The sequence below is a fragment of the Thermus amyloliquefaciens genome (genome assembly GCF_000744885.1).
GTDB lineage: Bacteria > Deinococcota > Deinococci > Deinococcales > Thermaceae > Thermus > Thermus amyloliquefaciens.
Genome location: NZ_JQMV01000003.1, coordinates 760148 through 772798 on the forward strand (window position 1 = coordinate 760148; position 12651 = coordinate 772798).

Consider the following 12651-nt stretch of genomic DNA (forward strand, 5'->3'; position numbering starts at 1 on the left):
GGAAGGCGTCTGCCGGGGTGGCGGAACGGTAGACGCTGCGGACTTAAAATCCGCTGGGGGGTTACCCCCGTACGGGTTCGAGTCCCGTCCCCGGCACCAGGTGGCCCCGCGAACGCCGGGGCCTTTTTTCTCGGCCTTGATATGCTGGAGCCCGTGGGCGTTCTCACCCGCTACCTGGAAAGGACCATGGCCCAGGCCCGCTACGAGCTCTTGGGTCCAGGGCGTTTTGCCGCGGAGCTTCCCGAGTTGGGCGTGAGGGTGGAGGCGGAGCACCTGGAGGCGGCCAGGCAGGCCCTGAGGGAGGCCCTCGAGGCCTGGCTCCTGGACGCCTTGCGCTCCGGCCTTACCCCCCCGGGCCTGGAAGGGGCAGAGGACCCGGTGCGGGCCCGCTTCTTCGCCCTGGCCGGGGAGATGTGGCGGCTGGTGAAGGGGGCGCCGCCGGAGCCTCCCAAGGCTCCCCTTCCTCCCCCTGAGCCCCCCAGGGTCCAGGAGGCCCCGAAGGCCAAAAGGGTGGCCTCCTTGGAGGAATGGCTGAGGGGCCTGGGCATCCAGGTGGTGCGGAAGCCCCAGGAGGAGGAGGAGAAGGAGAAGGTCCTCACCCGCCTGGCCCTCTTCCTGGGGGACCGCTACCCCAGCCTGGAAAAGCTTTACGAGCGTCTGAAGCAAAGCCTTTCCACCAAGCGCCAGTTTGAGCTTTCCCTTTCCGAGGCCTCCCAGGAGGAGATCGCCAACTCCACCCAGTTCTGCACCATGCTGAAGCAGTACGCCCTCCTCACCTCCTACCACTACAAAAGCGAGGAAAGGCGCATCCGGGCCAAGGCCAGCACGGAGGGTTGGGTGCAGAACTTCCTCACCGGGGGCTGGCTGGAGCGGTACGTGGCCGAGAAGGTGCGCAAGCTCCTCCGCTCCAAGAACCTGCCCCACGAGGTGGCGGTGGGCTACCAGGTCACCCTGCCGGGTGGGGAGGCCATGGAGCTGGACGTGCTGGTGCGGGTGGGGGAGAGGGTCTATTGGTTTGAGGCCAAGACCGGGGACTTCCAGGCCCACATCGCCAAGTATGCGGGGCTCAAGAAGGTGCTGGGGCTTTCCGCTAGGGAAAGCTTCCTGGTCCTTTTGGGCATGGACAAGGCCCGGGCCAAGGAGCTCTCCGCCCTGCACGGCCTCACGGTGGTGAACCAGGCCAACTTCCTCGAGGTCTTCCAGGAGGTTCTGGAGGGGAATGCTCCGTAAGGTTCTCCTGGTGATGGGGGGGACCCTGGCCTCGAGGGTCCTCGGGCTCCTGCGCCAGGCGGTCTTCAACGCCCTTTACCCCGACGCCCTGAAGGACGCCTTCAACGTGGCCTACCGGGTGCCCAACCTCCTCCGGGAGCTTTTGGCGGAGGGGGCGGTGCAGAATGCCCTCATTCCCCTCCTGAAGGGCCTGGACCCAGAGGAGGCCCGGGCCTTCGCCCGCCGCTTTGGAGCCTTTCTGTTGGGGGTCAACCTCCTGGTGCTTGGGCTTGGGTACCTCCTGGCTCCCTGGGTGGTGGGGCTTTTGGTGGCTGGGGAGAGCCATCTGCGGGAGGACCTGGCCCAGGTGGTCTACCTCACCCGCCTCCTTTTGCCCTTTCTCCTCGGCATCTCCATGGCCGCCCTGTTCTCGGCGTTGTTGCAGGCGGAGGAGCGCTTCCTGCCCTACGCCCTAGGCCCCGTGGCCTTTAACCTGGTGGCCATCGGCCTGATGGCCCTATTTCCAGGAGACCCCACCTTCCTTGGCCTTTCCGTGGCCCTGGGAGGGCTTTTCCAGGCCCTGGTGCAGGTTCCCTTCCTCAAGGGCTATACCTTGGAGTGGCGCTGGCACCGGGCCTTTGCTCCAGCTTTGCTCCGGATGGGGCCCTTCGCCTTCACCACCTCCTTGCGCCAGTTTCTGAACCTGGTTCTGACCCATATCCTCACCCGCTACCCCCCGGCGGCGGTCACGGGGTTTTACAACGCCGAGGTGGTCTTCCAGATGGTCTTGGGGCTTTTTGCCACCTCCCCCGCCATCGCCCTTTTCCCCCGGATGAGCGCCCTGAGGGGCCAGGAGCTGGCCCACTTCCTCACGGGCCCCCTGAAGCGGCTTATCCTTCTCTTTTCCCTTCTTGGGGGGATGCTGGTGGCCCTGGCCCCCTTCGTGGTGGTGGTGCTCTTTGGCCTCTTTGGCCCCCTTACCCCGGAAAACCGGGCCTACAGCGCCCAGGTCCTCCAGGCCCTGGGGTTTGCCGTCCTGCCCTGGGGGGTGAACACCCTGCTTCTAAGGGGGCTTTATGCCCTGGGAAGGATCCGGGAAGCGGTTTCCGCCAGCGCCGTGGTTTTCCTCACCAACACCCTGGGGTACTGGCTCCTTAAGGATGCCGGGCTTTTTGCCCTGAACCTGGCCACCGCCTTGGCGGGGTATTTGGGGCTTTTCCTTTACCTCCGCCTCCTCGGGCGGGAGGGGGTGGGGATCCCGGCTCTGCCCGGCTTCCTTCTGCGGGCCTGGCTGGCGGGGCTTCCCCTGGCCTTGCTGGGGTGGGTTCTCAGGGGGCTCTTCCCCGTGGCCACGGCGGGGGAAGCCCTCCTGCCCCTTTTCCTCGGGGGGGTTTTGGGGCTTGGGGTCTTCCTCCTCGGGGCTCGCTTGCTTGGCCTCCCCCTCAGGGCCCTCCTCGCCAGAGCTCCTGCAGACGGAAATAGAGGGGCTTAAGCCTCAGGGCGAAGGCGGGTTCCTCCCAGGTGGGCCAGGTGAAGCGGAGGGGCGGGGCTCCTTCCAGGAGGAGGCCTATGCCCCCGATGGGGATGGGTTCGGGGGCGTACCAGGCGAGGCGCTGGCTGGGGTCGGCTATCAGGAGCATGCCCCAGGGGATGCGGAGTTCCAAAAGCCCCCCTTCCCCCAGGGCGTAGTCCGCGGTGGGGTCCCGGGCCCCTTCCGGGTCCTGCCCCCGCCGCAGCTGGCCCAGCTCGTAGACCCTCCGGGGGTAGTCGGTCCCGTCCCGGCCCGTGCGGCGGCGGTTGGGTTCAAGGAGGAAGGGGACGAAGGGGCCTTCCCCGGGCTTGCTGGGCCCGCGGAAAAGGAGGTACTCCGTCCCCGAAAGGCCGTGGTCCAGCTCCTGGAAGGGGTAGTAGCCCGCCTCGAGGAGAAGCCTTCCCCCCTCGGGGCCCACCTCCAGGTGGAACTCCGCCCCGAACCCCTGGGCCACGGGTACGCCCCCGGGGACGGTGTCCAGGTAGAGCCTTAGGGGCAGGGGCCCCCGGTAGAGGAGCCAGAGGTACTCGGGGTCGGCGTGGGCTTTGAGGAAGCGGCCTTCCTCCCGGAGGAGGAAGGGCACCCCTTCCCACTCCTCCGCCTTCCCGTCCAGGCGGAAGCCCCCCCGGGCCGTGGCCGCCAGGAGGCCATAGTTCTCCTCGGGGTCCAGGAGGTTGTGCCAGAAGGGATCGCGGCCGGGGGCCTCCCACTCCATAAAGAGCCAGTTGCGCTTGAACCACTCGTCCAAAAGGGCGAAGACCAGGCTCCCTGCCAGCCCCGCGGCCTCGATCTCCTCCACCAGACGGGCCACCCCCTCCGCCTGGGCCTCCTCTGAGTGGCCTCCGTGATGAAGGCCCTGAGGTTGGAAGTGGGCGATGCCGCGGCTTGTGGGCAGGCCGATCTCGCCGATGAGCACCGGTTGGTCCCCGTGGTGGGCCTTGAGGTCCAGAAGGTAACCAAAGTAGTTGGAAGGCCCCAAGGGGCCCCGGACCTCCTGGTACCGCGGGCTCAGGTTCATGAAGTCCGGGTAGTAGGGGTAGGCGTGGTAGTTGGCGAAGGTGTGCACGGGGCTTCCCGGACGAGGGCGGATGAGGGCCATGTCCAGGCTCACCTTGTCGTTGTCCAGCTCCCGCACCGCCTCCTCCGCGATCCGCTCCCCTCGAGCCCGCCTGAGGACCACCTCCTCCTCCCGGGTGCTCTCCGTGGGGTGGAAGAGGGGGTCCAGGGTGGGCCAGTTGCTCACGGAGAGGGGGCGCACGGTGCCGTAAGCCTCCCACTCGTACCCGGCCAGGCGGTCCAGGACCTCCGCCATGTACGCCTCAAAAGGGCTGGCCCCGGGTAGGGCCTCCAAGAACTTCCCCCGGTAGCCCCGTCCGGGGTGGCGCTCGTTGTAGGCCTGCACGGCGTAGGGCTCAAACTCCCGCCCCACCAGGAGGCCCAGGGTCCAGGGGGAGACGTCCGCGGTGTAGTCCCCGTGGGCGTGCCCCGGGCGAGGGGGGCGGCGGAGGTTGCCGTGGAGGGCGTCCAGCACCTCCCGCCCCTCCAGGAGGAACCTTTCCAGGAAAGGGCCCTCCCAGTCCTCATACCCCTCCTCCTCGGGAAGCTCGGTCCAAACCCCCTGGAACAGGTAGAGGGGGCGGTCCTGGTGGAGGCGGTTGTGGTGGTGGAGGGCCCGGTAGAAGGCGGGGGGGAGGAGGGTGTAGGTGCGCACCGCATTGGCCCCCATGGCCCTCAGGAGTTCCAGCCAAGCCCGGTAAAGGGCCTCCTCCTCCGGGAACTCCGCGGGAAAGCGCCCGGGCAGGGCCACCCCCAGGTTGACCCCCCGGACCTGGAAGGGGGTATCCCCGATCCAGAACCGTCCCCCCTCCGCCCGGAAGGGGGGTGGGGTTTTGCGGGCCTTGGGGGCCGGGGGAGGGGGTGGGGGAAGGCGTCCCAGGATGCTCTCCGCCTCCCGGTAGCCCTGCCGCAGGGCCCAGTCCAGGGCGCTTTTGGCCCCCTCCAGATCCCCAAGGGCTCTCAAGGTGAGGCCGAAGCCGTAGAGGGCCTCCCCACCCCCCTTGAGGGTGCCCACCAGACGGCTGAAGGTGAAAAGGGCCTCCTCGAGGCGCCCCAGGCGGTACTGGGCGAAGCCCGCGAGGATCAAGGCCTCCTCCGGGGGGTCGTAGCCCTTGAGCAGGGGGTCAAGCTGGGCCAAGACCCCGGCCATCTCCCCTTGGGCATGGAGGCTTCGGGCGCTTTCCAAGGGTGTGGCCAGGGCAAGGCCCAGGAGGAGAAGAAGGCCCAGGGCCTGCACGGGCTAGCCTCCTTGGGAAGCCTGGCGGATGGCCTCCACCGCCTCGGGGTTCTCCAGGGCGGAGAGGTCCCCGGGATCCTGGCCCAGGTAGGCGGCCCGCACCACCCGGCGCATCACCTTGGCGTTCCGGGTCTTGGGCAGGTCGGGCACGAAGACCACCTTCTCCGGCCTTAGGGGTTTGCCCAGGGCCTCCGCCACCCGGTCGGCCACCGCCTGGGCCAGCTCGGGGCTTGGGGAATGGCCGGGCTTCAGCACGGCAAAGAGCACGATGGCCTCCCCCTTGACCGGGTGGGGCACCCCGATGGCGGCGCACTCCTTAAGGGCGGGGTGGGCGATGGCCGCCGTTTCCACCTCGGCGGGCCCCACCCGCTTGCCCGCCACCTTGAGGGTGTCGTCGCTGCGGCCCAGGATGAAAAAGTGGCCTTCCTCGTCCAGAAGGGCCAGGTCCCCGTGGACCCAAATCCCGGGGAAGCGGGCGAAGTAGGTGTCCAGGTAGCGGGCCTCGTCCTGCCAGAAGCCCTTGGTCATGCCGGGCCAGGGGTTGAGCACCGCCAGCTCCCCCACCCGGCCCACCGTGGGCCTTCCCTCCTCGTCCAGCACCGCGGCCTTTATCCCGGGCACCGCGGTGTTGAAGCCCATGGGCTTGATGGGCCTGAGGAGGACGTTCCCCAGGATGCCCCCGGAGATCTCCGTCCCCCCGGAGTAGTTCACGATGGGCCGCCTTTCCTCTCCCACCACGCGGAAGAACCAGAGGTAGGGCTCGAGGTTCCAGGGCTCCCCGGTGGAGCCAAGCACCCTTAAGGAGGAGAGGTCGTGGGCCCTTATGGGCTCCTCCCCCAAGGGGATCAGGGCCCGCACCAGGGTGGGGGAGAGGCCCAGGTGGGTGAGGCGGTGGGCCTCCACCATCCGCCAGAGCCTTTCCGGCCCCGGGTGGTCGGGGGCCCCGTCGTAGAGGAAGACCGTGGCCCCCAGGAGGAGCCCCCCCAGGATGGCCCAGGGCCCCATCATCCAGCCCAGGTCGGTGAACCAGAAGAGGCGGTCCCCCTCCCTCAGGTCAAAGAGGAGGGCCAGGTCCAAGGCGGCCTTCAGGGGAAAGCCCGCGTGGTAGTGCACCGTGCCCTTGGGGCGGCCCGTGGTGCCGGAGGTGTAGATGAGCATGAAGGGGTCCATGCTCTCCATTTCCTCCGGGGGGAAGGGCTCGCCCTGCAGGGTGGCGTAGTCCACCTCCCCGGTTTCCAGGGGAAGGCCTAGCCGGCGCACTACCAGAAGGCGGGGGGTTTCCGCCAGGGCCTGGGCCTTGCGGGCCTCCGGGAGGAGTTCCACCCTTCTTCCTCGCCTGTGGAAGCCGTCCTGCACGGCGAGGAGCTTGGCCTTGGCGTCCTTGAGGCGTATGGCGGCGGCCTCAGCGGCGTAGCCGGAGAAGATGGGGATGGCCACAGCCCCAAGCCAGGCGGTGGCCAGGAGGAGGATGGCCGCCTCGAGGCCCATGGGGAACCAGAGGCCCACCCGGTCGCCCCGCTCCACGCCCAAAGCCCGTAGCCCTGCCGCCACCCGTTCCACCTCCTGCAAGAGCTCCCCGTAGGTGAGGGTGCGCACCCCTCCCTCCTCGGTTTCGTGGATGAGGGCCAGGGCGGTGGGTTCGTGGCGCAAGGCGGCCTCCACCAGGTTGAGCCGCCCCCCCACGAAGAAGCGGGGGAGGGGGAACCCCCCTTCCATGACCCTTTGGTAGGGTTTGCGCCAGGGTAGGCCCAGGTGGGAAAAGAAGGCGTGGTAGAAGTCCTCGGGCTCCTCCGTGCTGTAGCGGTAGAAGGCCTGGTAGTCCTCAAAGCCCAGGGCTTGCATGAACTGGAAAAGCCGTGTGGCCCGGGCTTCCTCGGGGTTGGGGTACCAGATGGGTTCCATCTACTTCCTCCAGAAGAGGAACCCCCGGCGCTTGGTGGGGGTTGCCTCGGTCTTGGGGCCCTGGGGGTTTTTCAGGACCTCCAGGAAGGTTTTGAGGTCCAGCCGCTCCTCGGGGTTCTTGGCCAGAAGCCGCCTTAGGGCCTTGTCCAGCCGGGGAGGCAAGGAGGTGGGCGGGGGAGGGAGCAGGAGGTGGGCGTTGCGGAGCTCCTCGAGGGTTTCCCCCCGGAAGGGGCGCTTCCCCGTCAGGAGCTCATAGGCCATCACGCCGAAGCTGTAGGCGTCGCTTTTGGGGCTAGGCTTGGCCCCCAGGAAGAGCTCGGGGGCCAGGTAGTGGGGGCTTCCCGCGTACTCCGGGCTGGCCTCTTCCAGGGGGCGGACGGTCCCCAGGTCCCCCAGCTTGTACACCCCTTCCCCCACGAACACGTTGGACGGCTTCACATCCTGGTGGACCAGGCCCCTTTGGTGGAGGAAGAGGAGGGCTTCCCCCACCTGGAGAAGGGCCCGGACGGCCTCTTCTTGGGGGAGGGGTTTTTGGAGGAGGAGGTCTTCCAGGGTTCCCTTTTCCAAGTACTCCAGGGCCAGGAAGGCCTCCTCGCCAAAGGGTACCCCGTGGAGCCCCCGGACCAGGTGGGCATGCCTCAGGGAGAGGCTGAGGGAAACCTCCCGGGCGAAGCGCTCCGCCAGCTTAGGGTCTTGGCGCACCTCCTTGCGGGGAAGCTTCAGGGCGACCGTTTCCCCCGAAGGGGCCTCCGCCAGGTAGACCTGGGCGGTCTGGCCCAGGCCTAGGAGCATCCTTAGGCGGAAGTCCTTCCGCTTTAGGCTAGTCAAGGACCAACACCCCTCCCGGCTTCAAGGCGTGGCCTTCCACGCCCTTTTCCTGGGCCTTCTTGGCGAAGGCGTCCCCGTCTTGCTTGATGGGGGGGAAGGTGTTGTAGTGGATGGGCACCACCCGCTTGGGCCTGAGAAGCTCCAGGGCCTTCAGGGCGTCCTCCGGGCCCATGGTGAAGTGGTCCCCGATGGGCAGGAAGGCCAGGTCCAGGCCCAGCTCCCCGATGAGGCGCATGTCGGAGAAGAGGGCGGTGTCCCCGGCGTGGTAGATGCGCTTGCCCCCAAGCTCCACCACCACCCCCATGGGCATGCCCCCGTAGGTGCCGTCGGGGAAGCTGGAGGAGTGCCAGGCGGGGAACCACTTGAGCCAGCCCCCGGGGAAGCGGTGGGTCCCCCCGATGTTCATGGGGAGGCTCTTGGCCCCATGCTTCTCCGCATAGGTGGCGATCTCAAAGGTGGAAACCACCGTGCCCCCTTTCTTGGAGAGGGCCACGGCGTCGCCAAAATGGTCCCCGTGGGCGTGGGTGACCAGGATCAGGTCCGCCTGCACCTCCCCCACCCCCATCGGGGCCAGGGGGTTCCCGGTGAGGAAGGGGTCGATGACCACCTTGGTCTTGCCGTCGGAAAGCCACACCGCCGAGTGGCCCAGATAGCGGATTTCCAGCATGGGCACCTCCTTTATAGGGCACTATACCGGAGGAAGGGTCGCCTGGGGAAGGGAGCGCTCCAGGCCTTTAAAGAAGAGAAGCTCCAGGATCCTTGCAAAGGCCCGTTCGCCCCAGCTTTGGCCTTCAGGTAGGACGAGTTCCAGCTCCAGTTCCAGCTCTACCCCCGAGGCCTGGGTGCGCATCCGGCCCTCGATCCTAAGGGAGGGGGGCGGGAGGGGCAGGGCCTTGAGGTGCTCCCCCTCGAGCCTCGAGGCGAAGGGAAGGGCCACCTCCCCGAGCACGGGGTTTTCCTGCCGGAAAACCCCCCGCACCTCCTCCCCCTCCAGGCGGAGTTCCAGGGGTAGGTTCGGGGTAGGGCGGCCGTTGAGGTGGAGGTGCAGCCTGGCCTTCATCCTTCCACCCACTCCACCCGCACCCGGCCCTCCTTGGCCAGGCGGGCCACCTCGGCGTCCGGGATGTTCACGAGCCTGGGCAGTTCCCGGAAGCGGGGTGTGGCCGAGGCCAGGCCCACCCGCACCACCAGGACCTCCTCCTCCTCGGCCCGGCCGATGCGCCAGACCAGGTGCTGGCCCAGGGCTTCCAGTAGCTCCTTCTCCACCCCCTTAGTCTATCCCGGGGCGGCCTGGGGGAAGGGAGTTCAGCACCCCGTCGTAGGGGGTGCTTAAGGGCATCCCCCTCCCCAAGGCCTGGCGGTCCGGATCAGAGCACTTCCACCAGGGCGAACTTCAGGTAGTGGGTTTCGGGGTGGTTGAGGAGGACGGGGTGGTCCCATCCCTGCCCGCGTTTCTCCACGACCCTTAGGCTGCGGTGGGCGTCCTGGGCCGCCTCGGTGAGCATCTGGTAGAAGAGGGGCTCGGTTAGGTGGTGGCTGCAGCTGCTGCTGGCCAGGAGCCCCCCTTCCTTAAGGAGCTTGATGGCCCGGAGGTTCACCTCCTTGTAGGCCCGGTAGGCCCTTTCCAGGTCCTTTTTCCCCTTGGCGAAGGCGGGCGGGTCCAGCACGATCAGGTCAAACCGCTCCCCCGCCTTTTCCAGGGCCCTCAGGTGGTCAAAGGCGTTGGCCTCCACCGTCTTGAGGGAAAGCCCGTTCAGCCTGGCGTTCGCCTCCGCTTGCCTTAGGGCCTCAGGGGAGCTGTCCACGCTGATCACCTCCTTGAAGCCCAAGGCCAGGTGGAGGCCAAAACTTCCCGCGTAGCTGAACACGTCCAGGGCCCTTTCCCCGCGGAACCTTTCCATGAGGATCCGGTTGTCCCGCTGGTCCAGGTAGGCCCCGGTCTTCTGGCCCCCGGCGAGGTCCACCCGGTAGCGGATCTGGCCCTCCTTCACCGTGGCTTCCTGGGGCACCTGGCCGAAGAGGGGCCGGACGTACAGGGGGAGGCCCTCGAGCTGCCGGGCCCGGGCGTCGTTCTTGGCCAGGAGGCTTTTGCCCAGGGGCTTGAGCTTCTCGGCCACCAGGGGCAGGAGGGCTTCCCAGGCGTAGGCGGTGGCCTGCAAGACCAGGTGGCCCGCGTAGTGGTCCACCACCAGCCCCGGCAGGAAGTCCCCTTCCGCATGGACCAGGCGGAAGCCCCCCTCGGGCTCCCTTTCCAGCGCGGGAAGACGCCGGGCCAGGGCCTTGTCCAGGCCTTCCAGGAGCGCCTTTGCCGGGTCCGTGGCCGGGCGGAAGCGGTAGGCCCGGACGCTCAGGTCGCTTTGGGGATTGAAAAGGGCCAGGGCGAGAAAGCGCTTGCCCCAGTGAACGGGGTAAAGCCCGGGCTCCTCGGGGCCCGAGAGGACATCGCGGCGAAAGACCCAAAGGTGCCGGGCCAGAAGGCGCTGGGCTCCGTGTTCGTTGACGAGAATCCGCACCGCTTAAGTATACTTAAGCGGGGTTGGTTGACGTTTGCCCCAAGGGCCGGTATCATACCCGGCAGGCGCACTTTGCGCATCTTTTCACGAAGGGAGGGGCGATGGGAGGCCTGGGACTTATCAAGAGCCTGGCGGAAAAGGAAAGGGAGCTTCTGGCCCGCCTGGAGGCGGCCAAAAAGGAGGCGGAGCTCCTGGTGCAACAGGCGGAGGCCGAGGCCAGGGCCCTTTTGCAGCAGGCGGAGGCGGAGGCTAAGGCCCTGGAGGCCGAGTACCGGGACCGGGAGGCCAAGGAAACCGAGGCCATTCTGGCCCGGTACCGGGCCCAGGCGGAGGCCGAGGCCAAGGCGGTGAAGGAGAAGGCGGAGGCCCGTTTGAAGGAGGCCGTGGCCTTGGTGTTGAAGGAGGTTTTGCCGTGATCGCCCCCATGGAGAAGCTGGTCCTGGCCGGGCCCAAGGCCAAGGCCCAGGAGCTTCTCCAAAGCCTGCAGCAGGCGGGGGTGGTCCACCTGGAGACCCTCCGGGTGGAGGAGCTTGCCGAGTACAAGCTCTCCCAAGAGGAGCGGGAGGAACTGAGGCGCTGGGAAGGGGTGGCGGCGGGGGCCGAGCACACCCTGGCCCTTCTGGGCCGGGAGGTGGAGCCCGGAAGGCCCTTCCCCGATGGCCTGGAGGCGGCCGAAAAGGCCCTAGCCCCCATCCAGGGCCATGCCGAGGGCCTGGCCCGGCAGCGGCAGGAGCTGGAGGAGGAGCTTTCCCTGGCCCAGGCCTACCTGGAGCCCTTGGAAAAGCTTGCCGCCATGGCCCAGGGCCTGGACCGGAGCCCCTTCTTCCGGGTGGTGCCCTTTTTGCTGGCCGAGAAGGAGCTTCCCCTGGTGGAGGAGGCCTTGAAGAAGGCCTTGGAGGAGCGGTTTGTCCTGGCCAGCGCACCCTATGCCAAAGGGGTGGCGGGGCTTCTCGTGGTGCACCGGAAGGACCTCGAGGCCGCCAAGGCTGCCCTTTCCCGGGCTGGGGTGGCGGAGCTGCGCCTCCCTGGGGCCTACGGGGATCTTCCCCTAAGCGAGGCCGCCCGCCGGTTGAAGGAGCGGGCGGAGGCGGCCCCCAAGGAGCTTTCCGAGGTGCGGCAGGCCCTTTACCGGCTGGCCCAGGAGGCGGCCTCCACCCTGCAAAGCCTCTGGACCCGGGCTAAGGATGAGGCGGCCCGGCTGAAGGCCTTGGAGGAGCTGGCCTCGGGGCGCTTTGGCTTTGCCCTTTTGGGCTACCTGCCGGTGAAGGCCAAGGGCCGGGTGGAGGAGGCTTTGGCCCGGCACAAGGACCAGGTGGTCTACGCCTTTGAGCCGGTGGACGAGCACTACGAGGCCGATAGGGTACCCGTGACCCTGGACAACCCCCCTTGGGTGAAGCCCTTTGAGCTTTTGGTGAGCTTCCTCAACACCCCCAAGTACGGCTCCCTGGATCCCACCCCGGTGGTGCCCATCTTTTTCCCCTTCTGGTTCGGCATGATCGTGGGGGATATAGGGTATGCCCTTCTCTTCCTCCTCCTCGGGCGCTGGCTTTCCGGGTTCGTCAAGCGGAACGAGCCTTTGGTGATCGACCTTTTCGCCCTTAGGCTCAAGCCTGCGGTCATCGGGAAGCTGGTCTACATCCTGAACTGGATGGTCTTTTGGACGGTGGTCTGGGGCTTCGTCTACGGGGAGTTCTTCGGCACCTTTTTGGAGCACCTGGGGGTGTTTGGCACCCCCGAGCATCCTGGCCTCATCCCCATCCTCATCCCCCGCATCGACACGGCTAAGACCGCCAACCTCCTCATCCTCCTCTCCGTGGCCTTCGGGGTGGTCATGGTCTTCTGGGGCCTGGCCCTACGGGCCTACCTGGGCCTGAAGCACCACCACATGGCCCACTTCTGGGAGGGGGTGGGGTACCTGGGGGCTTGGTGGGCATCCTGGCCCTGGCGGCGGGTACCTGGGGAACCTGCAGGCCGGGTGGCTGTCCTTGCTCATGTACCTAGGCTTTGGCCTCTTCCTGCTTTCCGTTCTCGTGAGCCGGATGTGGCTCATGGTTCCGGAGATCTTCACCCAGGCAGGGCACATCCTCTCCCACATCCGTATCTATGCGGTGGGGGCTGCCGGGGGCATCCTGGCGGGCCTTCTTACCGATGTGGGCTTCGCCCTGGCGGAGCGGATTGGGCTTCTGGGGGTGCTTTTGGGGTCTTGGTGGCGGCGGTGTTGCACCTGCTCATCCTCCTCCTCACCACCCTCGGCCACATGCTCCAGCCCATCCGTCTTATCTGGGTGGAGTTCTTCACCAAGTTCGGTTTCTACGAGGAGAACGGCAGGCCTTACCGGCCGTTCAAGAGCGTCCGTGAGACGCTTTAGGGAGGGA

Annotated in this window: 10 protein-coding genes, 1 tRNA gene and 1 pseudogene; 5 read left to right on the forward strand and 7 right to left on the reverse strand. The window is 67.5% G+C overall.

The window, feature by feature from the left end; all coding sequences use genetic code 11:
* Positions 1-11 precede the first annotated feature (11 nt).
* From BS74_RS04285 to murJ, 3 genes are all read left to right on the forward strand, one after another.
* Positions 12-99, forward strand: a tRNA-Leu gene (locus BS74_RS04285).
* A 42-nt stretch (positions 100-141) separates the two neighbouring features.
* A complete protein-coding gene (locus tag BS74_RS04290; RefSeq protein WP_038056366.1) occupies positions 142-1230 on the forward strand; it encodes a PDDEXK family nuclease in 1089 nt (362 codons plus the stop codon).
* Positions 1220-2701, forward strand: coding sequence for a murein biosynthesis integral membrane protein MurJ (gene murJ / locus BS74_RS04295; RefSeq protein ID WP_038056368.1), 1482 nt, complete (start codon positions 1220-1222; stop codon positions 2699-2701). The genes BS74_RS04290 and murJ overlap by 11 nt, the downstream gene beginning before the upstream one ends.
* Here the strand turns inward: murJ and BS74_RS04300 are convergent.
* From BS74_RS04300 to BS74_RS04330, 7 genes are all read right to left on the reverse strand, one after another.
* On the reverse strand, positions 2652-5033 hold the full coding sequence (locus BS74_RS04300) for a tetratricopeptide repeat protein (RefSeq protein WP_038056370.1): 2382 nt from the start codon (positions 5031-5033) through the stop codon (positions 2652-2654). The genes murJ and BS74_RS04300 overlap by 50 nt on opposite strands.
* A gap of 3 nt (positions 5034-5036) precedes the next feature.
* Positions 5037-6935: an AMP-binding protein gene (locus BS74_RS04305; RefSeq protein ID WP_038056372.1), complete on the reverse strand. Its 1899-nt coding sequence runs from the start codon at positions 6933-6935 to the stop codon at positions 5037-5039.
* On the reverse strand, positions 6936-7763 hold the full coding sequence (locus BS74_RS04310; RefSeq protein ID WP_038056374.1) for a serine/threonine-protein kinase: 828 nt from the start codon (positions 7761-7763) through the stop codon (positions 6936-6938).
* Entirely contained in the window at positions 7756-8430 is a 675-nt protein-coding gene (locus tag BS74_RS04315) for a metal-dependent hydrolase (RefSeq protein WP_038056376.1), read from the reverse strand. The genes BS74_RS04310 and BS74_RS04315 overlap by 8 nt, the downstream gene beginning before the upstream one ends.
* Positions 8431-8451: 21 nt before the next feature.
* Positions 8452-8823 carry a DUF3809 family protein gene (locus BS74_RS04320; RefSeq protein ID WP_038056378.1) on the reverse strand — a complete coding sequence of 124 codons (372 nt, stop codon included), beginning with the start codon at positions 8821-8823 and terminating at the stop codon, positions 8452-8454.
* Positions 8820-9029: a DUF3248 domain-containing protein gene (locus BS74_RS04325; protein ID WP_038056380.1), complete on the reverse strand. Its 210-nt coding sequence runs from the start codon at positions 9027-9029 to the stop codon at positions 8820-8822. The genes BS74_RS04320 and BS74_RS04325 overlap by 4 nt, the downstream gene beginning before the upstream one ends.
* Positions 9030-9130: 101 nt before the next feature.
* Entirely contained in the window at positions 9131-10276 is a 1146-nt protein-coding gene (locus BS74_RS04330; protein WP_038056382.1) for a 23S rRNA (cytosine(1962)-C(5))-methyltransferase, read from the reverse strand.
* Between the two features lie 101 nt (positions 10277-10377).
* Here BS74_RS04330 and BS74_RS04335 point away from each other — a divergent pair, with 101 nt between their 5' ends.
* Together BS74_RS04335 and BS74_RS04340 are read left to right on the forward strand one after the other, a co-directional pair.
* Positions 10378-10692: a V-type ATPase subunit subunit G family protein gene (locus BS74_RS04335; RefSeq protein ID WP_038056384.1), complete on the forward strand. Its 315-nt coding sequence runs from the start codon at positions 10378-10380 to the stop codon at positions 10690-10692.
* Positions 10689-12644 (forward strand): annotated as a pseudogene (locus BS74_RS04340) (V-type ATP synthase subunit I). Before BS74_RS04335 ends, BS74_RS04340 begins: the two are co-directional and overlap by 4 nt.
* Positions 12645-12651 lie beyond the last annotated feature (7 nt).

Bases quoted from the DNA above. Each gene is read 5' to 3' on its own strand.
- BS74_RS04290 (WP_038056366.1), top strand. From the start codon at position 142: ATGCTGGAGCCCGTGGGCGTTCTCACCCGCTACCTGGAAAGGACCATG.
- murJ (WP_038056368.1), top strand. From the start codon at position 1,220: ATGCTCCGTAAGGTTCTCCTGGTGATGGGGGGGACCCTGGCCTCGAGG.
- BS74_RS04305 (WP_038056372.1), bottom strand. From the start codon at position 6,935: ATGGAACCCATCTGGTACCCCAACCCCGAGGAAGCCCGGGCCACACGG.
- BS74_RS04315 (WP_038056376.1), bottom strand. From the start codon at position 8,430: ATGCTGGAAATCCGCTATCTGGGCCACTCGGCGGTGTGGCTTTCCGAC.
- BS74_RS04320 (WP_038056378.1), bottom strand. From the start codon at position 8,823: ATGAAGGCCAGGCTGCACCTCCACCTCAACGGCCGCCCTACCCCGAAC.
- BS74_RS04335 (WP_038056384.1), top strand. From the start codon at position 10,378: ATGGGAGGCCTGGGACTTATCAAGAGCCTGGCGGAAAAGGAAAGGGAG.